Here is a 20,637-nt window from a genome sequence, read left to right as displayed (position 1 = left end):
ACCGTCCGTTTTCCGCTCCGGGGCCAAGGTTTCACCTTCCGACGGCTACCGACGTCAGGCGGCACGCCCCATGCTGTTCGGGCGCCGCCGCGCACTCCGGTGCGCTCGCCCCACCGGCTTCCCCCTCACCGACCACGGAGCCTCCCCTCCCGACGGCAGGCACCTCCGCTCCCGCACCCCGGCTCGCCGGGCCGTCTCCTACCCGAGGAATTGTCATGACTTCGACCACGAAGCCCCTGAACCCCCGCTCCCGCCGGACCGCGACCGCGATCGGCTCCGCCGTCGCCCTGGTCGCCGCCTCCGCCGGCTTCTGGGCCGCCACCGCCACCACCGCCCGGGCCGCCGCGCTGCCCACGCCCGACCACATCGTCGTCGTGGTGATGGAGAACCACGCCTACACCCAGGTCATCGGCAGCAGCAGCGCCCCGTACATCAACAACACCCTGAAGGCGGGCGGCGCCAACCTCACCCAGTCCTACGGCATCACCCACCCGAGCGAGCCGAACTACTACGCGCTGTTCTCCGGCTCCACCCAGGGCCGCGTCGACGACAGCTGCGTGAAGGTCGGCGGCTTCCAGAGCGCCAACCTCGCCTCCGAGGTCATCGCCGCCGGCAAGACCTGGGCCAGCTACAACGAGTCCCTGCCCGGCGAGGGCAGCACCGTGTGCAGCAGCGGCAGCTACGCCCAGAAGCACAACCCGTGGTTCGGCTTCGGCAACGTCCCGCTCAGCTCGGCGAAGACCTTCGCCCAGTTCCCGACCGACTACACCACCCTGCCGAACGTCTCCTTCGTGGTGCCGAACCTCTGCAGCGACATGCACGACTGCTCGGTCGGCACCGGCGACACCTGGATCAAGAACAACCTGGGCGGGTACGCCGCCTGGGCCCGGACCCACAACAGCCTGCTGGTCGTCACCTTCGACGAGGACAACAAGCTGTCCGGCAACCGCATCCCGACCGTGGTCTACGGCGCCCACGTGACGCCCGGCAGCAGCAGCGCCACCACCTACAACCACTACGACGTGCTGCGGACCCTGGAGGACCTGGCCGGCACCACCGGCCACGCGGGCAACGCGGCCTCCGCCGCCGACATCACCGGCATCTGGAACTGAGCCGCGGTGATCAGGCCCTGACCCCGGTCTGATCCTGGTTCGGATCCTCGGCCGGCGTCCGACCCGGGGCCTGATCCGAGGCCCGATCCGGGGCCTGAGCGCGAGCCCGGGCCGGTGGCCGTTCGGTCACCGGCCCGGGTGCCGTCCCGGCCGTGGCTCCGGCCTCGGCTCCGGTCGCGGTCGCGGTCGCCGGGCGGTCGCCGTACCGCCGGACGCCCGGCACCGCCGCCGTGCCCGCGCAGACCAGCGTCACCAGCCCCGCCGCCACCAGCAGCGGCGCCCGGCTGCCCCAGGCGTCGGCGGCCAGCGGCGCCAGGACGTACCCGAGCGGGGCGCCGGCCAGCGAGAGCAGCCAGTCGTACGAGGTGACCCGGGCCAGCACCCCGGGCGCGAACTCCTGCTGGACCACCGTCTGCCAGACCGGGTTGAGGAACCCCAGCCCGGCCAGCGCCACCCCGTGGGCGGCCACCGCGACCGGCGCCGGGGCCGGCAGGGCGAGCGCGAGCAGCGGCAACCCGTACAGCGCGAGGGCGAGGTTGCCGGCCAGTACCGGGCGGCGGGGCCGCAGCCGTCCGGCGACCAGCGAGCCGGCCAGCAGGCCCACCGCGCCCGCCTGGGTCAGCGCCACCCAGACACCGTCACCGCCGAGCCGGGTGGCGGCGATCAGCGGGCCGAGGGTGAGCAGCACCGCGTTCGCGGCGTTCCACGTCCCGTGGGCGATCAGGCTCGTCCAGTACCAGTTCCGGGAGCGCACCTCGCTCCAGCCCTCGGCGAGGTTGCGGCGCAGCGAGCGCGGTTCGACGGGGAGGCGGTCCACCCGGAGCCGGGTGAGCAGGGCGGCACTCAGCACGAAGGTGGCGCCGTCCAGCACGAACGCCCAGCCGGGGCCGGCGGTGTACACCAGCAGTCCGGCGAGCGCCGGGCCGCCGAACCGGGCGGCGGCGGCCGCGGAGCCGAGCAGGGCGTTGGCGCGCAGCCGCAGCTCGCCCTGGACGGTGGCCGCGACGAGCGGCGCGGCGGTGGGCATGGCGAAGGCGGAGGCGATGCCGCCGACCGCCGAGGCGATCGCGATGTGCGGCAGGCTCGGGTGGCCGCCGAGCAGCTCCAGGCCGACCAGCAGCTGGGCGACGGCCCGGACCAGGTCGGTGACGAGGGCGACCAGGCGCGGGTCGAAGCGGTCCCCGACCACGCCGCCGAGCGGCAGCAGGAACAGCCTCGGCACCATCGCGCAGCCCAGGACGAGGCCGAGCGCGCCGGCGGAGCCGGTGGCGCGGGTGATGGCGATGGCCAGGGCGGCGGGGACGACGGCGTCGCCGAGGGTGGAGAGCGTTCGGCCGATGAAGAGCAGGCGGAAGCCGCTCAGGCTCAAGGGGTGTCGTGTCACGGGCCGCAGCTTATTTCGGTGACGAAATTTCGGCAACGAATATTTTGGTGACGTCAGTTCTGCCGCGGGTTTGTACACTCCTCCCATGGCCGAGCACCCTTCCGAGCAGCGCACTCCGTCCCGCGACCGGGCGGAGCGCCGCGATCGGACGGAGCCCGGCGAGCGGACGGAGCCTCGCGACCGGACGGGGCCCCGTGGTCAGGCGCAGCGCCGCGACTGGACGGACGGCCACGTCGAGCGCTGGCAACCGGTGCTGCCCGGCCTGGACCCCGACATCGAGGCCGCCGTCACCCGGATGTCCCGCCTCACCCGCCACCTCGGCCGGGTCCGCGAACAGGGCGTCGCCGACTACGGCCTGCACAAGCACGAGTTCGACACCCTGCACGTGCTCGCCGGCCGCGGCGGCCACGCCGCCCCCTCCGACCTCCGGGCCGACCTCGACCTCGCCCCGGCCTCGGTCACCGGCCGGCTGGAGACCCTGGAGCGGCGCGGCTTCGTCCTGCGCTCGCCGTCCACGGAGGACCGCCGCAAGGTCGACATCGTGCTGACCGAGGCCGGGCGCGCCGCCTGGCGGGAGGCCCTGGACGTGGTCGGCCGGGAGGAGCGGCGGCTGCTGGGCGTGCTGTCCGCGGACGAGCGGCGCACGCTGGCCGACCTGCTGCGGAAGGTGATGCTCGCTCAGGACGACGTGGGGTAGCCCCGCCCGTCCCCGGCGGCCGGGGTCGACCCGCGGTGCCCGTCCCCGGTGTCCACGGGGACGGGCGATTCGGCCTCGTGCCGGTGTCGGACGGCGTGGCGGCCCGGCCCGGGACGGGCGGGGCTACCCGGTGCCGGCGATCCCCCGTGGCAGGACGACGTGCCGCGGTTCGCGCCGACCGACCACGGGCGCAGCGCCGCCTGCGCGCTGGAACGCCGGTGCTCGGTGTGCGGGCTGTTCGTGGAGCGCGGCCCGGTGTGGCGGGTGGTCGGCGCCGCCGAGAGCGCGGCGACCGCCGGGGCGCTCGCGGCGGGGCAGCCGTACCGCAACCTCGCGCCCGCCATGGCGGGCCCCGGCCACCGGGCCTGCATGCTCTACGCCGCCATGGTCTGCCCGTACCTGGCGCGCCCCGACGCCCGGCGGCGGGCGAGCGCCGGGGAAGCGGCCGACGAGCGGGCCTCGGCCGCCGTCCGGGGTGCGGCGCGCGGCGGTACGGGTGCGGTGGTCGGGTTCGGCGACTACGAGTACGCGGCCACCGAGACCCGGGTGCTGTTCCGTTTCCCGGACCTGGTCGGGTTCCTGCCGCACGAGTCGGCCGACGAGCACCTGGCGGAGCTGCGCGCACGGTTGGCGAAGACCTCGTAGGCCCGGTGGGCGCCGTGGTCCCGGCCGGGCCGGACCGCCCGGGACTGCGCCCAGTCGTGGAGCCGGTGGGCGCTGTCGCCGAGGCGGGTGGCGTACAGGGTGCCCGCCGGGCCGCCGGCGAGCTCGTCGGTGGTGGTGGTGACGCCGACGACGGTGCCCGTCCCGGTGGCGGGGTCGAAGCGGGCGAAGTGGGGGCCGCCGCTGGCCCCGTGCGACATGTCGCAGGGCCCGCCCCACAGCAGCGGGGCCTTGGGCCCGGGCCGGGCCGGACCGGCGCAGTGGATCATGCGCGAGCCGGTGTACCTGCCGCTGGGATCGTTCAGCCGGTCCTTGGGGTACCCGAAGGCGTGGGTGAACTCGCCCTCGGCGGGCGGGGCGAACGCGATCCGCTGGCTCCCGGTGACGTCCGCGACCCGCCGCCCGTCGGCCGACCGGTTCGCCACCAGCACGCCGGTGTCGAAGCCGGCCACGGCGACGTCGTCCGACCGGGTGCCGCCCGGATCGGCGTCCCAGCGGGAGGAGGTGGCCATGGACCTGATGGTGAAGCCGCCGAGCGGCTTGGTGCCGTTGCGGTAGCCGGGCACGAAGTAGAGGTTGTGGTTCCAGGTGTCGTCGGTCGCGGGCGCCCCGACGCCCCGCAGGCAGTGCGCCGCCGTGACGAGGGTGCTGCGGTTCGCGCCGGTGACGACCGTCGCGGTGCAGCTGCCGTCGTAGCCGTCGGAGAAGGTGAAGAAGAGCCGCCCGACGCTCCGGTCCACCGCTCCGCCGTGGGTCCAGACGGACCCGGGGTCCGGGGTGTCGGCGGGCAGCGGCCGGGGGTCGTCGGGCGTGTCGTCGTCCTCGGGCACGGGGGTGATCTCGGGGACCATGGCGCCCGCTAGCTTCATCCGGCCGGGCGTCCAGTAGGCGTCGATCCGGGCGCGCTCCTGCGCGGTGGTGGCGCCGGAGTGCGTCGTGACGGTGTCCCGCTCGGCGGCGACGGCGGCGCTCGGCAGCAGCACCGCCGCCGTGGTCGCACTCAGCAGGAGGGCGCTCACGGCGGCGATCCCGCGGGGCAGGGCGCGGCCGGTGGTTGGGGTTCCAGGTGTCTTCGGCATGTGCGGCACGGTAGGCGCGGGACGTCAGGATCGTGTGTGGGCCGCGTCTCGGCCGGCCGTCGGGAGGATCAGCTTCCGGTAACGGCGTCTCGGCCGGGTATCGGTCGCCGCCGCCCCGGCGGCGGCCCCGGACCGGCGTCCGGGATCAGAGGCCGAGTTCGGTGAGGCCGGGGTGGTCGTCGGGGCGGCGGCCGAGCGGCCAGTGGAACAGCCGCTCGTCGGGGGTGATCGGCAGGTCGTTGATGGAGGCGTGCCGGTGGGCCATCAGGCCGTCGCGGTCGAACTCCCAGTTCTCGTTGCCGTAGGAGCGGAACCAGCGGCCGGCCTCGTCGTGCCACTCGTAGGCGAAGCGGACCGCGATGCGGTCGCCGCCGTACGCCCAGAGCTCCTTGACCAGGCGGTAGTCCAGCTCGCGCTGCCACTTGCGGGTGAGGAAGTCGGCGATCCGCTCGCGGCCGGTGACGAACTCGGAGCGGTTGCGCCAGCGGCTGTCCGGCGTGTAGGCGAGGGCGACCCGCCGGGGGTCGCGGGTGTTCCAGGCGTCCTCGGCGGCCCGGACCTTCAGGCGGGCGGTCTCGTCGGTGAACGGGGGCAGGGGCGGGCGCTGCGCGGTGCCGGTCTCGGGCATGGGTGCTCCTCGGAATGGGTGCTCCGCCGGTGAGAACGATCGTTCTCATCGCTGTGGCTACGATAGGAGAACCATCGTTCTCACGCAAAGGGCACGGAAGATGGAGCAGGAAGACCCCCGGACCCGGATCCTCGACGCGGCCGAGGAGCTGTTCTACGGCCAGGGCATCCAGGCCGTCGGCATGGACGCCGTCCGGGCCGCCTCCGGCATGACCATGCGCCGCCTCTACCAGCACTTCCCGTCCAAGGGAGAGCTCGTCGAGGCCTACCTGCTGCGCCGCGACGGCCGCTGGCGGGCGAGCCTCGCCGGGTACGTCTCGCGCACCGGGGGCTCCCCCCGGGAGCAGCTGCTCGCGGTCTTCGACTGGCTCGGCCGGTGGTTCGCCGAACCCGGCTTCCGGGGCTGCGCCTTCGTCAACTCGCTCGGCGAACTGGGCGCTGTCAGCCCCGCGGTGGTGGCCGCCGTCCGGCACCACAAGGCGGAGTTCGGCGGCTACCTCGCGGCCCTGGCCGAAGCCGCCGGAGCTCCGCCCGCCACGGCCGTCCACCTGACCCTGCTGGCCGAGGGCGCGATCACCAGCGCCGCCGTGCACGGCGATCCGACGGCCGCGGCCGACGCCCGGGAGGCCGCCCGGGTGCTGCTGGAGGCGCTGCCCGCCCGGTAGCGCGGTGGCCCGGCAGTCCGGAGCGCGGCAGCAAGGCGACGCCCCCGGAGGCCGCGAGCCGCCCGGCGGTCCCGGTGCCGATGCCGACCGTCCGGCCTGCCTCGGTCAGCAGGGCCACCAGGGCCGCCAGGGTCACCGGGGCCACCGGGGCCACCGGGCGGGGGAGTTCCGGTGTCGGGCGGTGCTGATGGAGCGTCATGGAGCGCGAGCGTCACGGGCCGAACCGCAGGCGGCACGTGCTTTTCGCCCGAACGCGCGTTTATCGCCCATTGATCGACAGCGCCTAGCCTCGGACGCATGGACGAGAGAGCGGCCGAGCGGCCGGGGGCGTTGCCCGAGGGGCGGATGACGGAGCAGGACACCGAGCGGTTCCGGCAGTTGCTGGCGCGGCTGGAGGACTCGCTGGCGGTGGACCGGAAGGCGGCGGGGCGTGATGCCTGAGTGCGTCGAGCTGGGCCCGCCGGCGGTGCTGCCGGTGCCGGTGCTGCCGCTGTGGCGGCGCGCCGAGGCCGAGGGGTCCCGGGACGCGGACCGGCCCGGGGTGCTGCGGGGGCACCCCGGGCCGGTGGTGGCCGGTCGGGTCGGCCAGGTCGGCCAGGTCGGCCGGTCCGGTCAGGACGGGAGCGCCGGCGCGGAGCCGGCGGGCTGACCGGTCAGCAGCTGCAGTCGCAGCAGCAGCCGTCGCAGCAGTCGCACCCGTCGCAGCAGTTGCAGCAGTCGCCGCAGCCGCTGCAGTCGGGGCAGTTGCCGCACTCGCAGCAGTCGTGCCGTTCGCAGAAGCCCTGGCGGCGCTCGCGGGAGAACGGGTCCTCGTGGTCGCAGCAGAGCAGCTGGCAGGTGCAGGCCATCAGCGCCCACATCGCGCACCCGGCGAGCAGGTTGCGCGGGTTCGGCGGCTTCTGGCCGGGCGGGCTGAAGCCGGGGCCCTGCGGCACCCACGGCGGGACGGGCGCCTGGTTCGGGTCCTGGCCGGGCGGTGCGTGGTGCGGCGGCGCCTGGTGCGGGTGTTCGCCGGTGGCGGTGCCCGGCGCGTCCGGGCGGCGGCAGCTCGCGGTGTGCCGGGCCTGGCCGAAGACCCGGTCGACGGCCCGCTCGGTCTCGTGCGCGAGCAGCACGTGCACCAGGGCGCGGTCGGTCAGCTCGACCTCGCGCAGCGCGAGCCGGATGCCGTGGACGGCGTCGCGGCAGAGCCGCTCGGCCTCGGCGCGGTCGGTGCCGGTGGCGGTCAGCGGGTTCCAGGCGCCCGAGGCCGCGTCGGCCGCCTGGTCCTCGGCGGCGTCGAGGAGGTGGGCGAGCCGGCCGAACAGCCGCCCGGCCTCGGCCAGCGGGGCGGCGTTGCCGGGGCGCCCGGCGATCACGGCGGTGTGCGCGAAGGCGGCCGAGGTGGCGGTCTCGGTGGGCTCGGTGACCAGCAGGACGGAGCCGCCGGGCCGCAGCGAACGCTCCAACTCGCCCTGCCGGGAGGCCGCGTCGAGCAGCACGGCGGTGTCGAAGCCGATGGCCGAGGCACTGCCCGCGCTCTGCCGGTCCCAGCGCCGGGTGACGGCCCTGGCCCCGGCGGCGACCGGGCGGCGGGCGAAGACGCCGTCGCGGTCCTCGACGTGGTCGCGGATCTTGACCGAGGCGAGCGCCAGCGAGACGGCGGCGGCGAGCCGGGCGCCCTCGCCCTTGGCGACGGAGGCGGTCCGCATGCCGCGCAGCGGGCACGGCCCGGCGGTGCGGCGCCAGGAGGCGTCCTCCTGGGCGGCCTGGGCCTCGACCAGCGCGGAGATGATCAGACCGTCGTAGTTCGTCGCCGTCCGGGCGAGCTGTCCGTGGTCGTCCCGCAGTGCGAGGCAGAGCCCGCACAGGTGGGCCATCCAGGAGGTCTGCAAGCGCTCGGACAATCGGTGCCTGCACGGTTTGATGATGCCGAACACGCTGGTCCCCCTCGCCTCACGGGCCGCCGACCGGCCCCGATTCGCCGCACATCATATGATCAGCGCCCGTTTCGGGCCGAGCACCCGTCAAACCGTGACCCGGCGGCCGACGGCGGCCCGGCCGCGGCCCGCACCCCGGCCCGGGCGCCGCGTACGCCGGGGTGCGGCAGCCGGAGGGAGGCCTCCGGTGGTCGGAGTCCCGCGCCCGACCCCGATGAGTGGATCTCATATCCGGGATAGCATCGCGGATATGGGAATCGAAACGGCCGCCGACGAGCGGCTGGCGCAGCGGCTCGCCGAGCTGAGGCTGGAACGCGGATGGACCCTGGAGGAGTTGGCACGGCTGGCGGACGTCAGCCGGTCGACGCTGTCCCGGGTGGAGCGGGCCGAGGTCAGCCCGACGGCCGCGCTGCTCGGCCGGCTGTGCGCCGTGTACGGGCGGACCATGTCGCGGCTGCTCGCCGAGGTGGAGTCCGGCCCGGCCCGGCTGGTGCGGGCCGGGGAGCAGCAGGTCTGGCGGGACGGGACGACCGGGTTCGTCCGCCGCTCGGTCTCGCCGCCGCACGGCTCGCTGCGGGCGGAGATCATCGAGGGCCGGCTGCCGGCCGGTGCGGACATCGCCTACGACCGCGCCTGCACGCCCGGCCGGGAGCACCACCTCTGGCTGTTCGAGGGGAACCTGGAGCTGACCGTGGACGGCGAGCCGCAGCCGCTCGGCCCCGGCGACTGCCTGCGCTACACCGGCGGCACCAGCCGCTTCCGCAGCCTCGGCCCGGAGCAGGCCCGCTACGCGCTGGTGGTGGTCGAGCCGTGAGCGCCGCCACCGGGCCGATAGCCGGCGAGCCCGACGAGGCCGAGGAGCTCCAGCAGCCCGGAAAGCCCGGGGAGGCCGAGGGGCCCAAGGAGCGCTTCGACGCCGCCGGGCGCCGGGTCCTGCTGGTCTGCGTCGCGGGCGGCTTCACCACCCTGCTCGACCAGTCCGTCCTCAACACCTCCATCCCCGCCCTGCGCGAGACCCTGCACGCCGGCCCCGCCGACCTCCAGTGGATCGTCGCCGGCTACTCGCTCGCCTTCGGCCTCGCGCTGATCCCCGGCGGGCGGCTGGGCGACGTCAAGGGCCGCAAGTGGTTCTTCGTCACCGGCCTCGCCCTGTTCACCCTGGTCAGCCTGGTCTCGGCGACCGCCACCGAGCCCGGGGCGCTGATCGCCGCCCGGCTGCTCCAGGGCGCGGGCGCCGGCCTGGTCAACTCCCAGATGATCGGCACCCTCCAGGACGTCTTCGACGGGCAGCTGCGGGCCCGCGCCCTCGGCATGTACGCCGTCACCGGCGGCCTCGCCTTCGCCCTCGGCCCGCCGGTCGGCGGCGCCGTGCTGGCCCTGGCCGGCCCCGAGGACGGCTGGCGGCTGACCTTCCTGCTCAACGTCCCCTTCGGCCTGGCCACCGTCGCCCTGGCGGTCCGTCACCTGCCGAGGCCCCGCCCCAGCGCCCGGCACGCGGACCTCGACATCCTCGGCCTGCTGCTGGTCGGGGCGCTCACCCTGGCCCTGATGCTGCCCTTCGTCCGGCCGCCCGGCTGGGTGGGCTGGCTCGCCTTCGCGGCCGCCGCCCTGCTGCTGCTCGGCGCGCTCGCCTGGTGGCAGCGCCGCTACGCCCGCAGCGGCGGCCACCCGCTGATCCACCCGGCCCTCACCCGCTCCGCGCCGTACGCGCTCGGGACGGCCACCGCGATGGCCCAGTTCGGCTCCTCGCTCGCCGCCTCGCTGGTCCTGACCATGTTCCTCCAGGACGGCCTGGGCCTCTCCCCGATGGGCGCCGCCCTGGTCGCGCTGCCCTCCGCCGTGGCCATGGGCGTGGCCTCCGCGCTCGCCTGGCGGGTCGTCCAGCGCTTCGGCCGACGCACCGTCACCGCCGGGATGGTCGGCTCCGCGCTCGCCATGCTGCTCAGCGGACTGCTCGCGCACTGGGCGCCCGCCGCCGTCCTGCCCTGGCTGCTGGCGCTGCTGCAACTGCTCGCCGGTGCCTCGGTCGGCCTGATGGGCTCCACCAACCAGGCGTACGTGCTGCGCCACGCGCCCGCCGAGGCGGCCGGGGTGGGCGGGGCGATCTTGCAGATGGCCCAGCGGATCGCGGCGGCCGTCGCGATCTCGGCCCTGTCCGGGGTCTACCTGCGGGAGACCGCCGCGGGCGGCGGGCACCGCTCGGCCTATCTGACGGCGAGCGCGGTGTGCGCCGCGGTGGCCGGGCTGGCCGTCCTGGCCTCGGTGTTCGCCGGCCGGGCCACGGCGCGGGAACAGCGCGAGGGCGAACCGGCCGCGATGAGCCGAGGGCGAACGCCGGTCCGCTAGCCGGTGGCCGGTGCGTACCGTGGCGGGCATGACCCACGACGTACGGAACCTGACCGTGGACCTGCCCGAGGTGACGCTCGCCTACCGCGAGAGCGGCCGGACCGGCGGCCCGCCGCTGGTCCTGCTGCACGCCCTCGGCGAACGCGCCGCCGACTGGGACACCGTCCTGCCCGACCTCGCCCCCGGCCACCACGTGTACGCGCTCGACCTGCGCGGCCACGGCGACAGCGCCCGCACCGCCTCCTACTCGGTGGAGGCGATGCGGGACGACGTGCTGGCCTTCCTCGACGCCCTCGGGCTCGCCCGGGTCGACCTGGTCGGCCACTCGATGGGCGGCGTGGTCGCCTACCTGCTCGCCCAGGCCGCGCCGGAGCGGATCGACCGGCTGGTCCTGGAGGACATCGCCGCGCTGTACCCGCGCCCGGCCGGCCCGCTGCCCGAGGAGCCGGACCCGGCGGTGCACTTCGACTGGGCGATGGTCCGGGCGGTCAAGGCCCAGTTCGACGACCCCGACCCGGCCTGGCGGGAGGGGCTGGCCCGGATCACCGCCCGCACCCTGGCGGTGGCCGGCGGGCCGACCAGCCACGTCCCGCAGGAGCGGATCGCCGAACTCGCCCGACGGATCCCGGACTGCCGCCTGGTCACCGTCGAGGCCGGGCACCTGGTGCACGGTGCCCGGCCCGCCGAGTTCGTCGCCGCGGTGGCGCCGTTCCTGGCCCGTTGAGCCGCGGCCGCCGGGTGGGTCAGACGCCGTGCTCGGCGGGCAGCCGCCCGTTGCGCACGGCCGTCAGCAGGTCGGCGTGGTCGGCCTCGGTGCGGTCCGCGTAGGCCACGGCGAAGGCGGCGACCGCCTCGTCCAGCGCCTCGCTCTTGCCGCAGTACCCGGCCAGCAGGCCCGGGTCGGCGGTGTGCGAGTGCGCCCGGGCCAGCAGGGCGCCGGTGATCCGGGCGTAGTCGTCCAGCTGGGACGGCTGCAGCGCGGCCGGGTCGACGCTGCCCTTGCGGTTGCGGAACTGCCGCACCTGGTAGGGGAGTCCGTCGACGGTGGTCCAGCCCAGCAGGGTGTCGCTGACCACCTGCATGTGCTTCTGCCCGAGTACCACCCGGCGGCCCTCGTGCCCGTCCGCCGCCGGCCGCGACCCGCTCGGCAGGTACGGCAGCAGCGCGGACGGACGGGCCTCCTTCACCTGCAGCACCAGCGGCTGGTCCCGGTGGTCGGTGAGCAGCACCACGTACGAGCGGGTGCCCACGCTGCCGGTGCCGACCACCCGGAACGCCACGTCCTGCACCCGGTAGCGGGACAGCAGGGTGCGCACCTCGGCCGGCACCGTCTCCACGTACGGGCCGAGCGCGTGGGCGACGGCGCGGGCGGTCGCGTCGGTCACCTCGGTGAGCACCGGGGGCGCGGCAGTGAAGCGCCAACCGCCGTCCGCGGTACGGTCGGTGTTGCGCGCGGCGAACCGCGCACTGGTGTTGCCGAGGGCCTTCGCGCCGACCTTGCGCAGCACCTCGGTGAGGTCGTGGGCCTCGGCGAAGGAGACCAACTGCTCGTCCGCGACGGCGTTCCAGGCGTCCAGCGTGGGCAGCTTGGCGAGCGTGCGCACGGTCCGGCGGTACGAGCCGGCCGCGTGCTGGGCGGCCTCCCGCGCGATGGACTCGCCCGCCCCCGCCTCCCGGGCGGCCAGCACCAGGCTGGCGGCGAGCCGCTTGAGGTCCCACTCCCAGGGGCCGGGGACGGTCTCGTCGAAGTCGTTGATGTCCAGCACGATCTGGCCGCGGGCGTCGCCGTACAGGCCGAAGTTCGCGGCGTGGGCGTCCCCGCACAGCTGCGCGCCCACCCCGGTCACCGGGGTGCCGGCGAGGTCGGCGGCCATCAGGCCGGCCGAACCGCGCAGGAACGCGAACGGGCCGGCCGCCATCCGGCCGACCCTGATCGGCACCAGCCGGTCTATTCGGCCGGTGTTGGAGGCCTCCAGCGCGGTCACGGCCGTCGGCCGGTCGGGCGCGGGCGTGAACTCCGCGTGCCGCTCCCGGGGCAGCCGCGTCCGCAGCTCCTTGCCGCGCTCCCGCGCCCGCCCGTCCTGCGCCGGGGCGAACCCGGCCACCGCGAACCCGCGCCGGGTCCGTCCGTCCCGCCCCGCCGCCGACTCCGGCCGCGCCCCGGCCACTTCGGCCCCACCCACGTGCGCCACTCGTCCCGCCCGTCCCTTCCGGTCCTCACCCCGCCCGCGACCTGCGCGGACGTTCATCGGGGGGAGTGACGATACGGCGTGGTACGGCGGTTCCGGGGGCCGGGGGTCCGCTTGCGGGGGCGCGGGAACGCTCCCTCCGACGCTGCCCCGGCGCCCCGCACCCTCCACCGGGGCGACCGGGTACCGTGGGCCGGATGAACGATCTTGGGGGGAACGGCCTTCGGGCACGCCGGCGCACGCGCCTGGCTGCCGCCGTGGCGGCGGTGCTGACCGTGGCGGCCGGACTGGGGGTGCGGGCGGTGCTGGGCGGGGAGCTCGCCAAGTACGCCGGGGACGCGCTCTACACCGTCCTGCTGTACGCGCTGCTGGTGCTGGCCGCGCCGAGGGTCCGCCCCGGCCGCGCCGCCGCCGTGGCCGCCGCGCTCAGCTGGGCCGTGGAGCTGTTCCAGCTGACCGGCCTGCCGGACGACTGGGGGCGGCGGAGCACCCTGGCCCGGCTGGTGCTGGGCTCCACCTTCAACCCGCCGGACCTGCTCTGGTACCTGGTCGGCGCCGGCTGCGCCGGGGTGCTCCACCGGGTGCTGCGGACCTCCCGAGTCGCAGCAACCGGCGGAGCCGTCCGGGACGGCGCGGGCTGACCCGGCGTCAGAGCGGAAGCAGGTCCGGCCGCTTGGGCTCGACGTGGTCGCCCGAGGACTCCCCGCGCAGGCGCCGGCCGACCCAGGGCAGCAGGTGCTCGCGGGCCCACTGGATGTTCTCCCGCCGCTGGTCGGCAGGGGTGAGCACGCGGGTGTCCGGCCAGGGGGCCTCCGGGTCCTGCTCGGTGCGCAGGCCCAGCGAGCGGGCGGCCAGCAGGGCGACCCGCTGGTGGCCCTCGCCGGACAGGTGCAGGCGGTCCTCGCTCCACGCGCGGCGGTCCTGCACCGCGCGCAGCGACCACAGGTCGGCCACCTTGCAGCCGTTGCGGTCGGCGACGGCGCGCATGTGCCCGTTGTAGGTGGCGATCTTGCCGCGCAGGTGCTTCAGCAGCGGCACGTCCTTGGTGTCGAAGCCGGTGCAGATCAGCACCGTCCCGGCGTTCTCGGCGAGTTGGACGACGGCGGCCTCGAAGCGCTCGGCCACCTCGTCCGGGTCGCTGCCCGGTCGGAGGATGTCGTTGCCGCCCGCGCAGAAGGTGACCAGGTCGGGCTGGAGGCGCCGGACCTCCGGCACCTGCTCGGCGGAGATCTGGTCCAGCAGTCGTCCGCGCACCGCGAGGTTGGCGTAGCGGAAGGCGCCCGGCGGGCGTCCGTCGGCGAGGAGTCCGGCGAGGCGGTCGGCCCACCCGGCGAACCTGCCGTCGACGCCCGGGTCGTTCAGGCCCTCGGTGAAGCTGTCGCCGAGGGCGGCATACGAATCGAGGTCAAGGGTCTCCTGGAGATTCGGCATGAAAGAGATAGTTCACCCAATCAAGTGACCTACGCCACCGTAGGTGGCTCCGGCGGCACGTGAGATGGGCCACGTACCCCCGTCGGCCGCTCCGCCCGCAGATGGACGGCTCCCGGAAAGCACAAGATCACCACCCCCTTCCGCTTTCCGGCCCGCCCGGCGGATGCTCGAAGGGAGCGGCCGCTCCGGCCGCCGTCCGTCTGGGGAGGACATCCATGACCACCGACCCGCGCGCCGACGTGTCCGAGAACTGGTCCATCGACGACCGGTGCACCAACTGCGACGTGGCCCGGCAGCTCGCGCCCGACCTGGTCCGCGAGCACGAGGGCCGCTCCGAGCTGGTCCGCCAGCCGCGCGACGCGGCCGAGCGCGGGCAGCTGCTCGCCGCCGCCCACGCCTGCCCGACCCGCTCCATCCGTCCCGGCACCGGGCCGCTGGACCCGGCCGAGGACCCGTTCCCGCTGGCCCTCGCCGACGACCTGCTGCTGCTCGGCCAGAACTCCCGCCACACCGCGGGCGCCAACTCCTACCTCTGCCGCCGGCCGGCCGGCTGGGTGATGGTCGACACCCCGCGCTACAGCGAGGCCCTCGCCGCCCGGTACGCCGAGCTGGGCCCGGTCACCGACGTCCTGCTCACGCACCGCGACCACGCCGCCCACGGCCGGGCGTACGCCGACCGGTTCGGCGCCCGGCTCTGGATCCACGAGGGCGACCTGGACGCCGTGCCCGACGCCGACCGGGTGCTGCGCGGCACCGCGCCGACGGAGATCTCGCCCGGCCTGGTCGCCCACCCGTTCCCCGGCCACACCAGGGGCAGCGTGCTCTACCTCGCGGACGAGCGGTACTGCTTCAGCGGCGACAGCCTGTACTGGTCCCGCGCCACCGGGGACATCGAGGTGGCGGAGTCGGTGACCTGGTACTCGATCGAGGAGCTCGCCGCCTCGCTGCGGCGCGGCGTCGGCGTGCTGCGCTTCGAGTGGCTGCTGCCCGGACACGGCGGCCGGCACCGGATGTCCGCGGCGGAGGCGGACCGCCGGCTGCGGGCGCTGGCCGAGCGGTGCGGGGAGCTGCGGCCGAGGCCCGTGGACTTCGGCGCGGTCCGCTGGTAGCGGACGGAGCCCGTCCGCCGGCCGTGGCGGAGGAGGCGGCGCAGGAGCGGTGCGCCGGTGCCTGCGCCGGGTGCGCGGGGGCATGCGACCGCTGAGAGCCGCCGCCCGGGTGTGCGCATGGTCCCGCCGGGGCAACCGCCTTGGGAACGAAGGTGTTCGGCCCTGCGAACCCCGAAGCTCCGTGCGACGAACTCCCCGCGATCCAAGGATGGTTGAGCCATGCTCACGCAGACTCCGGAGCGCCACGCCCGGCCGCGGCGCTACCTGATGTGCCGGCCGACGCACTTCACCGTGGACTACGCGATCAACCCGTGGATGGACCCCTCCCAGCCCACCGACACCGCGCTAGCCCTGCGCCAGTGGGAGCAGCTCTACTGGACGTACCGCCGGCTCGGCCACACCGTCGAGCTGATCGACCCGGTGCCCGGCCTGCCCGACATGGTGTACACCGCCAACGGCGCCACCGTGCTGGGCGGCCGGGCCCTGGTCGCCTCCTTCCGCCATCCGCAGCGGGCCGCCGAGTCGCAGGCGTACCAGAGGTGGTTCCGCGAGCGCGGCTACCGCGAGGTGCGCCTGGCCGGGCACGTCAACGAGGGGGAGGGGGACCACCTGCTGGTGGGCGGCCGGGTGCTCGCCGGGGCGGGCATCCGCACCTCGCGCGCCGCGCACGCCGAGGTCGGGGAGATGTTCGGCGTCCCGGTGGTCAGCCTGACCCTGGTCGACCCGCGCTTCTACCACCTGGACACCGCGCTGGCGGTGCTCGCCGACGACCACATCATGTACTACCCGGAGGCCTTCGACGCCGACAGCCGCTCGGTGCTGCGCGCGCTCCACCCGGACGCGATCCTCGCGGACCGGGCCGACGCCGAGGTGTTCGGGCTCAACGCGGTCTCGGACGGCCGCCGGGTCCTGCTGCCGGAGGCCGCCAAGAACCTGGCCGGCCGCCTGGCCGAGCAGGGCTACCAGCCGGTCCCGGTGGACGTCTCGGAGCTGCTGAAGGGCGGCGGCGGGGCGAAGTGCTGCACCCTGGAGCTCAGGCCGGAGTGACGGGCCCCGGTCGGGCCTCCGGGTCGGTGACCAGCAGCACCTCCAGGGTGCGCGGGCCGTGCACCCCCTCCACCCGGTCCAGCTCGATGTCGCTGGTGGCGGACGGCCCCGAGATCCAGGTCTGCGGCCGGACCGGATCGAGCCGCGGCAGGGCGAGCGGCACCGAGGCGACGACCTGCTCCGGTGCCCGCACCACGCAGACGTGGTGGTCGGGCACGAGCGAGAGCAGCCGCCGCCCCTGGCCGGGGCCGGCGTCCAGCACGATCGTCCCGGTCTCGGCGACGGCCAGCGCGCAGCCGGTCACCACACTGTCCACGGCGTCCAGCCGGGCGGCGGTCAACGTCCCGTCATCCTGGAGGAGTTCGACCCCCGCGGCCTCGGCAGCGGTGAGCCAGGCGGCCGGCAGCCCGGCCGGTACCGCGACCGTCCGGCTGCCCCGTTCGGCCAGCAACCCGGCGATCCGCCGGGGCAGTTCGCCCTCGGCGCAGCGGTGCACCAGGGCCCGGTAGTCGGCCAGGTTGCGGTGCAGCAGGTCCAGCACCGCCGCCCGGTCGTCGGTCGGGACGTGCGCCGTCAGGTAGTCGCGCGGCAGCGGCCGTTCGGCCACGTCGGAGGTGCCGCCGAGCGCGGCCCTGATCCGTCCGAGGACCAACTCCCGGGAGCCGCCGGGCCGGTGGGGGAGGCGGGGGCGGTCGGACGCGGTCATGTGCGGTTCCTCCGCCACCAGTCGCGGAACGGTTCGGCCGGAACCTCCGGCAGGTCCCGGGTGTCGGTCCAGGCCCGCCCGGGCCCTCGCAGCCGGCGCGGATGCAGCGACCGGGTGCGGCCGGCCAGCCGCTCGGCGGCGGTGAGCGCCGCCGGGTGGTCCAGCACGAACCCGGCGGCCGCCATCGCGGCCCGCTCCAGCGGGTGTCCGCCCTGCTCGGCGACCCGCTCGCGCAGGTGCACCAGTACCTCGGGGATGTCGATCGCCACCGGGCAGACCTCGTAGCAGGCCCCGCAGAGCGAGGAGGCGTACGGCAGCGAGGCGTCCACCGCACCGGCGGTGCCGCGCAGTTGGGGCGTCAGGACGGCGCCGATCGGCCCCGGGTAGACCGAGCCGTAGGCGTGCCCGCCGGCCCGCTCGTACACCGGGCAGACGTTGAGGCAGGCCGAGCAGCGGATGCAGCGCAGCGCCTGGCGGCCGACCCGGTCGGCGAGCGCGGCGGTGCGGCCGTTGTCCAGCAGCACCAGGTGGAACTCGGACGGGCCGTCGCCCCGCGTCGTCCCGGTCCAGAACGAGGTGTACGGGTTCATCCGCTCGGCGGTGGAGGAGCGGGGCAGCAGTTGGAGGAAGACCTCCAGGTCCCGCCAGGTCGGCACGACCTTCTCGATCCCGACCACCGAGATCAGGGTGCGCGGCAGGGTGAGGCACATCCGGCCGTTGCCCTCGGACTCGACCACCACCAGGGTGCCGGTCTCGGCGACCATGAAGTTGGCGCCGGAGACGGCGACCTCGGCGCGCAGGAACTTCTCCCGCAGGTGCAGCCGGGCGGCCTCGGCGAGTTCCGCGGGGGAGCCGGTGAGGCCCTCGGGCGCCGGGCGGCCCCAGGCGGCCATCCGGTCGGCGAAGACCTCCCGGATCTCCGCCCGGTTGCGGTGGATCGCCGGTACCAGGATGTGCGAGGGGCGGTCGTCGCCCAACTGGACGATCAGCTCGGCGAGATCGGTCTCGTAGGCGGCGATCCCCTCGGCGGCCAGCGCCTCGTTGAGCTCGATCTCCTGAGTGGCCATCGACTTGACCTTGATGACCTCCGTCGCTCCGGCGGCCCTGACCAGGCCGGCGACGATCCGGTTGGCCTCCTCGGCGTCGGCGGCCCAGTGCACCGCGCCGCCGGCCGCCGTGACGGCCTCCTCCAACTGGACCAGGTAGCGGTCGAGATGGCGCAGCGTGTGGTCCTTGATCGCCTTCCCGGCGGCGCGCAGCTCCGCCCAGTCGGCGAGTTCGGCGACGGCCCGGGCCCGCTTGTCGCGGATGGTGTGGGTGGCGTGCCGCAGGTTGGCGCGCAGCCGCTCGTTCCGTACGGCCTCGGCGGCGGCCCGGGGGAAGGCGGGCATGCCGAGGAAGGTGCCGGCCGGGTCTGCGGTGCGCTCGCTCCGCTCGCTCATGCGGACGGCCTCCAGGGGTGCTCCTCGGTGCTGGCCAGGATCTCCGCCAGGTGCAGCGGCCGCAGCGGCGCTCCCTTGCGGCGCAGGGTCCCGCCGAGGTGCAGCAGGCAGGAGTTGTCGGTGCCGCAGAGGATCCGGGCGCCGGTGCCGAGGGCGTTGGCGATCTTGTCCTCGGCCATGGCCGCCGAGACCGCGGCGTTCTTGACCGCGAAGGTGCCGCCGAAGCCGCAGCACTCCTCGGCCCCGGGCAGCTCGACCAGTTCCAGGCCCCGGACGGCGGCCAGCAGCCGGCGCGGGCGCCCACCGAGGCCGAGCAGGCGCAGGCCGTGGCAGGACGGGTGGTAGGTGACGGTGTGCGGGAAGTGCGCGCCGACGTCCTCGACGCCGAGCACGTCGGTCAGGAACTCGGTCAGCTCGACCACCCGGGGCACCAGCGCGCCGGCCAGGTCGGCGAGTTCGGTGCCCCGGCCCTCGGCGGCGGCCCGGGCGCCGATCCGGGGGTAGTCGTTCCGGACCATCGCCACGCAGGAGCCCGAGGGCGTCACCACGTGGTCGTACCCGGCGAAGGCCTTCGCCGTCCGCCGGACCAGCGGCTCGCAGGCCCTGCGGTAGCCGGTGTTGTACTGGGGCTGCCCGCAACAGGTCTGCCCGGCGGGGAAGTCCACCGTCACGCCGAGCCGTTCCAGCAGCCGGACGGTGGCCACCGCGGTGGCGGGGAACAGCGCGTCGTTGACACAGGTGGCGAACAGTGCGACCCGCATCCGGGCTCCCTCCTGCCGAACCTCCGCGAACCGGACTCTCTCGAACCGGCCTCCCCCGCACCGGAGTCCGGCGAACCGGACTTCCGCCGAACGGCGCCGGTCCGCTCGTGATCGTACCGAGCGGACCGGCGCCGCGGTGGGACCTCGGCGGCGGAACGTCAGGCCCCTGGACCTCAGGCCCTCGGACCGCAGGCCCCGGGGCCGGGGCGCGGGGATCAGGCGCCGAGCCAGAGGTCCGGGCCGAACACCTCGTAGTGGATGTCGGCCGCCGCGACGCCCGCGGTCAGCAACTGCTCGCGGACGGCGCGCAGGAAGGGGAGCGGGCCGCAGAGGTAGGCGGTGGTGCCGGCCGGGACCTCGACGGTGGAGAGGTCCACCAGGCCGGTGCGCTCGGCCGGCCACTCGCCGAGCGGCTGCTCGTAGAAGACGTGCGAGGTGGCGTTCGGCAGCGTCGCGGTGAGCCGCGCCAGCTCGGCCCGGAAGGCGTGGCTGAGCTGGTCGCGGTCGCCGTGCACGGAGACGACCTGCCGGGTGGAGCCGGTGGCGGCCAGGTGGTCCAGCATGGCGGTCATCGGGGTGTTGCCGATGCCGGCGGAGGCGAGCAGCACCGGGCCGTCGCCGTCGGCGAGGGCGATGTCGCCCAGCGGGGGCGCCAGTTCGACGGGGTCGCCGGCCTTCAGGTGGTCGTGCAGGTGGCCGGAGACCTCGCCGCCGTCCTCGCGCTTGACGCTGAAGCGCAGCGCGCCGTCGGCGCCGCCGGAGAGGCTGTACTGGCGGATCTGGTGGGCGCCGTCGGGCAGTTCGGTGCGCACCGAGACGTACTGGCCGGGGCGGAAGGCGGGCACCGGGCGGCCGTCGGCCGGGCGGACCAGGTAGGTGGTGACGGTCTCGGTCTCCTGGACGCGGGCGACGACGGTGTAGGTGCGCCACAGGTCGGCCGGGTCGCCGCCGGCGGCCGCCTCGGCGCGCAGCCGGTCCTCGACGGCGATCAGCGCGTTGGCCATCAGCCAGTAGACCTCGTCCCAGGCGGCGGCGACCTCGGGCGTGACGGCGTCGCCGAGCACCTCCACGATGGCGGCGAACAGGTGCTCGTGGACGATCTTGTACTGGTCGTTGCCGATGCCGACCGAGACGTGCTTGTGGGCGATGCGGGCGAGCATCGCGTCCGGCCGCTGGTCCGGGTCGGCGACCAGGGCGGTGGCGAAGGCGGCTATCGAGCCGGCCAGGGCCTCGCGCTGGCTGCCGTTGGCCTGGTTGCCCCGGTTGAAGAGGTCGCGCAGCAGCTCGGGGTGCGCGGCGAACAGCCGGTCGTAGAAGCGCGGGGTGATGTCCCCGATGGCGGCGCCCACGACGGGCAGGGTGGCCTCGATGACCTCGGCGGACTTCGCGGACAGCATCAGACGGGCTCCTAACTGGTATCTGAGATTCGTATTAAAGGCCGCGAGGTGGAGCGCGGCCCC

General features: G+C 75.3%; 21 protein-coding genes. 11 read left to right on the top strand and 10 right to left on the bottom strand.

All coding sequences use genetic code 11. The features are described from left to right. Window positions 1-215: 215 nt before the first annotated feature. On the top strand, window positions 216-1,112 hold the full coding sequence (locus tag ACFY0X_RS14420; protein ID WP_387753706.1) for an alkaline phosphatase family protein: 897 nt from the start codon (window positions 216-218) through the stop codon (window positions 1,110-1,112). A 10-nt stretch (window positions 1,113-1,122) separates the two neighbouring features. Here ACFY0X_RS14420 and ACFY0X_RS14415 read toward each other — a convergent pair whose 3' ends face one another. Beyond that, window positions 1,123-2,496: an MFS transporter gene (locus ACFY0X_RS14415; RefSeq protein WP_387753703.1), complete on the bottom strand. Its 1,374-nt coding sequence runs from the start codon at window positions 2,494-2,496 to the stop codon at window positions 1,123-1,125. 85 nt (window positions 2,497-2,581) lie between these two features. Between ACFY0X_RS14415 and ACFY0X_RS14410 the strand changes: the two genes are divergently transcribed. Further along, window positions 2,582-3,193, top strand: coding sequence for a MarR family winged helix-turn-helix transcriptional regulator (locus ACFY0X_RS14410; RefSeq protein WP_387753701.1), 612 nt, complete (start codon window positions 2,582-2,584; stop codon window positions 3,191-3,193). Window positions 3,194-3,711: 518 nt separating this feature from the next. On the opposite strand, the gene ACFY0X_RS14405 is transcribed toward ACFY0X_RS14410, so the two are convergent. Further along, on the bottom strand, window positions 3,712-4,935 hold the full coding sequence (locus tag ACFY0X_RS14405) for a trypsin-like serine peptidase (protein WP_387753698.1): 1,224 nt from the start codon (window positions 4,933-4,935) through the stop codon (window positions 3,712-3,714). Between the two features lie 145 nt (window positions 4,936-5,080). Then, window positions 5,081-5,563 carry a DUF1348 family protein gene (locus ACFY0X_RS14400; RefSeq protein WP_387753696.1) on the bottom strand — a complete coding sequence of 161 codons (483 nt, stop codon included), beginning with the start codon at window positions 5,561-5,563 and terminating at the stop codon, window positions 5,081-5,083. Window positions 5,564-5,663: 100 nt separating this feature from the next. Here ACFY0X_RS14400 and ACFY0X_RS14395 point away from each other — a divergent pair, with 100 nt between their 5' ends. The 3 genes from ACFY0X_RS14395 (at window position 5,664) to ACFY0X_RS14385 (ending at window position 6,876) form a co-directional block, all read left to right on the top strand. Beyond that, the gene (locus tag ACFY0X_RS14395; RefSeq protein WP_387753693.1) at window positions 5,664-6,227 is read left to right on the top strand and encodes a TetR/AcrR family transcriptional regulator; all 564 of its coding nucleotides are present in this window, start codon (window positions 5,664-5,666) and stop codon (window positions 6,225-6,227) included. A gap of 297 nt (window positions 6,228-6,524) precedes the next feature. Then, window positions 6,525-6,668, top strand: coding sequence for a hypothetical protein (locus ACFY0X_RS14390; protein ID WP_387753690.1), 144 nt, complete (start codon window positions 6,525-6,527; stop codon window positions 6,666-6,668). Next, the gene (locus ACFY0X_RS14385) at window positions 6,661-6,876 is read left to right on the top strand and encodes a hypothetical protein (RefSeq protein WP_387753687.1); all 216 of its coding nucleotides are present in this window, start codon (window positions 6,661-6,663) and stop codon (window positions 6,874-6,876) included. Before ACFY0X_RS14390 ends, ACFY0X_RS14385 begins: the two co-directional genes overlap by 8 nt. Before the next feature lie 4 nt (window positions 6,877-6,880). On the opposite strand, the gene ACFY0X_RS14380 is transcribed toward ACFY0X_RS14385, so the two are convergent. Further along, window positions 6,881-8,146 carry a DUF5685 family protein gene (locus ACFY0X_RS14380; RefSeq protein WP_387753685.1) on the bottom strand — a complete coding sequence of 422 codons (1,266 nt, stop codon included), beginning with the start codon at window positions 8,144-8,146 and terminating at the stop codon, window positions 6,881-6,883. Between the two features lie 250 nt (window positions 8,147-8,396). On the opposite strand from ACFY0X_RS14380, the gene ACFY0X_RS14375 reads away from it, so the two are divergent. The 3 genes from ACFY0X_RS14375 to ACFY0X_RS14365 are packed head-to-tail and all read left to right on the top strand — an operon-like array spanning window position 8,397 to window position 11,216. Further along, window positions 8,397-8,960, top strand: coding sequence for a helix-turn-helix domain-containing protein (locus tag ACFY0X_RS14375; protein ID WP_387753682.1), 564 nt, complete (start codon window positions 8,397-8,399; stop codon window positions 8,958-8,960). Continuing rightward, entirely contained in the window at window positions 8,957-10,492 is a 1,536-nt protein-coding gene (locus tag ACFY0X_RS14370; protein ID WP_387753680.1) for an MFS transporter, read from the top strand. The genes ACFY0X_RS14375 and ACFY0X_RS14370 overlap by 4 nt, the downstream gene beginning before the upstream one ends. Window positions 10,493-10,520: 28 nt before the next feature. Continuing rightward, window positions 10,521-11,216: an alpha/beta fold hydrolase gene (locus ACFY0X_RS14365; protein ID WP_387753677.1), complete on the top strand. Its 696-nt coding sequence runs from the start codon at window positions 10,521-10,523 to the stop codon at window positions 11,214-11,216. Between the two features lie 19 nt (window positions 11,217-11,235). On the opposite strand, the gene ACFY0X_RS14360 is transcribed toward ACFY0X_RS14365, so the two are convergent. After that, the gene (locus ACFY0X_RS14360; RefSeq protein WP_387753674.1) at window positions 11,236-12,741 is read right to left on the bottom strand and encodes a DUF2252 domain-containing protein; all 1,506 of its coding nucleotides are present in this window, start codon (window positions 12,739-12,741) and stop codon (window positions 11,236-11,238) included. 137 nt (window positions 12,742-12,878) lie between these two features. On the opposite strand from ACFY0X_RS14360, the gene ACFY0X_RS14355 reads away from it, so the two are divergent. Further along, the gene (locus ACFY0X_RS14355; RefSeq protein WP_387753672.1) at window positions 12,879-13,322 is read left to right on the top strand and encodes a DUF2809 domain-containing protein; all 444 of its coding nucleotides are present in this window, start codon (window positions 12,879-12,881) and stop codon (window positions 13,320-13,322) included. A gap of 7 nt (window positions 13,323-13,329) precedes the next feature. Here the strand turns inward: ACFY0X_RS14355 and ACFY0X_RS14350 are convergent, their stop codons facing one another. Continuing rightward, window positions 13,330-14,112, bottom strand: coding sequence for an SGNH/GDSL hydrolase family protein (locus tag ACFY0X_RS14350; RefSeq protein ID WP_387753669.1), 783 nt, complete (start codon window positions 14,110-14,112; stop codon window positions 13,330-13,332). 215 nt (window positions 14,113-14,327) lie between these two features. Between ACFY0X_RS14350 and ACFY0X_RS14345 the strand changes: the two genes are divergently transcribed. Continuing rightward, window positions 14,328-15,221, top strand: a complete 894-nt coding sequence (locus ACFY0X_RS14345; protein ID WP_387753666.1) for a 4Fe-4S domain-containing protein — start codon at window positions 14,328-14,330, stop codon at window positions 15,219-15,221. Between the two features lie 219 nt (window positions 15,222-15,440). Then, complete coding sequence (gene ddaH, locus ACFY0X_RS14340; RefSeq protein ID WP_387753663.1) at window positions 15,441-16,268, top strand: dimethylargininase; 828 nt, start codon at window positions 15,441-15,443, stop codon at window positions 16,266-16,268. On the opposite strand, the gene ACFY0X_RS14335 is transcribed toward ddaH, so the two are convergent. The 4 genes from ACFY0X_RS14335 to ACFY0X_RS14320 all read right to left on the bottom strand — a co-directional run bounded on the left by ACFY0X_RS14335 (window position 16,255) and on the right by ACFY0X_RS14320 (window position 20,574). Beyond that, window positions 16,255-16,974: a lactate utilization protein C gene (locus tag ACFY0X_RS14335; protein ID WP_387753660.1), complete on the bottom strand. Its 720-nt coding sequence runs from the start codon at window positions 16,972-16,974 to the stop codon at window positions 16,255-16,257. The genes ddaH and ACFY0X_RS14335 overlap by 14 nt on opposite strands. Continuing rightward, the gene (locus ACFY0X_RS14330) at window positions 16,971-18,416 is read right to left on the bottom strand and encodes a lactate utilization protein B (RefSeq protein ID WP_387753657.1); all 1,446 of its coding nucleotides are present in this window, start codon (window positions 18,414-18,416) and stop codon (window positions 16,971-16,973) included. The genes ACFY0X_RS14335 and ACFY0X_RS14330 overlap by 4 nt, the downstream gene beginning before the upstream one ends. Next, on the bottom strand, window positions 18,413-19,177 hold the full coding sequence (locus ACFY0X_RS14325; protein WP_387753654.1) for a (Fe-S)-binding protein: 765 nt from the start codon (window positions 19,175-19,177) through the stop codon (window positions 18,413-18,415). The genes ACFY0X_RS14330 and ACFY0X_RS14325 overlap by 4 nt, the downstream gene beginning before the upstream one ends. 215 nt (window positions 19,178-19,392) lie before the next feature. Further along, window positions 19,393-20,574, bottom strand: a complete 1,182-nt coding sequence (locus ACFY0X_RS14320; protein ID WP_387753651.1) for a globin domain-containing protein — start codon at window positions 20,572-20,574, stop codon at window positions 19,393-19,395. Window positions 20,575-20,637: the final 63 nt, after the last annotated feature.

Origin of the sequence: Kitasatospora sp. NPDC001547, assembly GCF_042894165.1 — a bacterium.
Classification (GTDB): domain Bacteria; phylum Actinomycetota; class Actinomycetes; order Streptomycetales; family Streptomycetaceae; genus Kitasatospora.
The sequence above is the reverse complement of the archived record's forward strand: the minus strand, read 5'-3'. Positions and strand labels throughout refer to the sequence as shown.

Excerpts from the sequence above, each read along its gene's own strand:
- ACFY0X_RS14420 (WP_387753706.1), top strand. The coding sequence starts at position 216 with ATGACTTCGACCACGAAGCCCCTGAACCCCCGCTCCCGCCGGACCGCG.
- ACFY0X_RS14410 (WP_387753701.1), top strand. The coding sequence starts at position 2,582 with ATGGCCGAGCACCCTTCCGAGCAGCGCACTCCGTCCCGCGACCGGGCG.
- ACFY0X_RS14405 (WP_387753698.1), bottom strand. The coding sequence starts at position 4,935 with ATGCCGAAGACACCTGGAACCCCAACCACCGGCCGCGCCCTGCCCCGC.
- ACFY0X_RS14400 (WP_387753696.1), bottom strand. The coding sequence starts at position 5,563 with ATGCCCGAGACCGGCACCGCGCAGCGCCCGCCCCTGCCCCCGTTCACC.
- ACFY0X_RS14395 (WP_387753693.1), top strand. The coding sequence starts at position 5,664 with ATGGAGCAGGAAGACCCCCGGACCCGGATCCTCGACGCGGCCGAGGAG.
- ACFY0X_RS14390 (WP_387753690.1), top strand. The coding sequence starts at position 6,525 with ATGGACGAGAGAGCGGCCGAGCGGCCGGGGGCGTTGCCCGAGGGGCGG.
- ACFY0X_RS14385 (WP_387753687.1), top strand. The coding sequence starts at position 6,661 with ATGCCTGAGTGCGTCGAGCTGGGCCCGCCGGCGGTGCTGCCGGTGCCG.
- ACFY0X_RS14375 (WP_387753682.1), top strand. The coding sequence starts at position 8,397 with ATGGGAATCGAAACGGCCGCCGACGAGCGGCTGGCGCAGCGGCTCGCC.
- ACFY0X_RS14365 (WP_387753677.1), top strand. The coding sequence starts at position 10,521 with ATGACCCACGACGTACGGAACCTGACCGTGGACCTGCCCGAGGTGACG.
- ACFY0X_RS14360 (WP_387753674.1), bottom strand. The coding sequence starts at position 12,741 with ATGAACGTCCGCGCAGGTCGCGGGCGGGGTGAGGACCGGAAGGGACGG.
- ACFY0X_RS14355 (WP_387753672.1), top strand. The coding sequence starts at position 12,879 with ATGAACGATCTTGGGGGGAACGGCCTTCGGGCACGCCGGCGCACGCGC.
- ACFY0X_RS14350 (WP_387753669.1), bottom strand. The coding sequence starts at position 14,112 with ATGCCGAATCTCCAGGAGACCCTTGACCTCGATTCGTATGCCGCCCTC.
- ACFY0X_RS14345 (WP_387753666.1), top strand. The coding sequence starts at position 14,328 with ATGACCACCGACCCGCGCGCCGACGTGTCCGAGAACTGGTCCATCGAC.
- ddaH (WP_387753663.1), top strand. The coding sequence starts at position 15,441 with ATGCTCACGCAGACTCCGGAGCGCCACGCCCGGCCGCGGCGCTACCTG.
- ACFY0X_RS14335 (WP_387753660.1), bottom strand. The coding sequence starts at position 16,974 with ATGACCGCGTCCGACCGCCCCCGCCTCCCCCACCGGCCCGGCGGCTCC.
- ACFY0X_RS14330 (WP_387753657.1), bottom strand. The coding sequence starts at position 18,416 with ATGAGCGAGCGGAGCGAGCGCACCGCAGACCCGGCCGGCACCTTCCTC.
- ACFY0X_RS14325 (WP_387753654.1), bottom strand. The coding sequence starts at position 19,177 with ATGCGGGTCGCACTGTTCGCCACCTGTGTCAACGACGCGCTGTTCCCC.
- ACFY0X_RS14320 (WP_387753651.1), bottom strand. The coding sequence starts at position 20,574 with ATGCTGTCCGCGAAGTCCGCCGAGGTCATCGAGGCCACCCTGCCCGTC.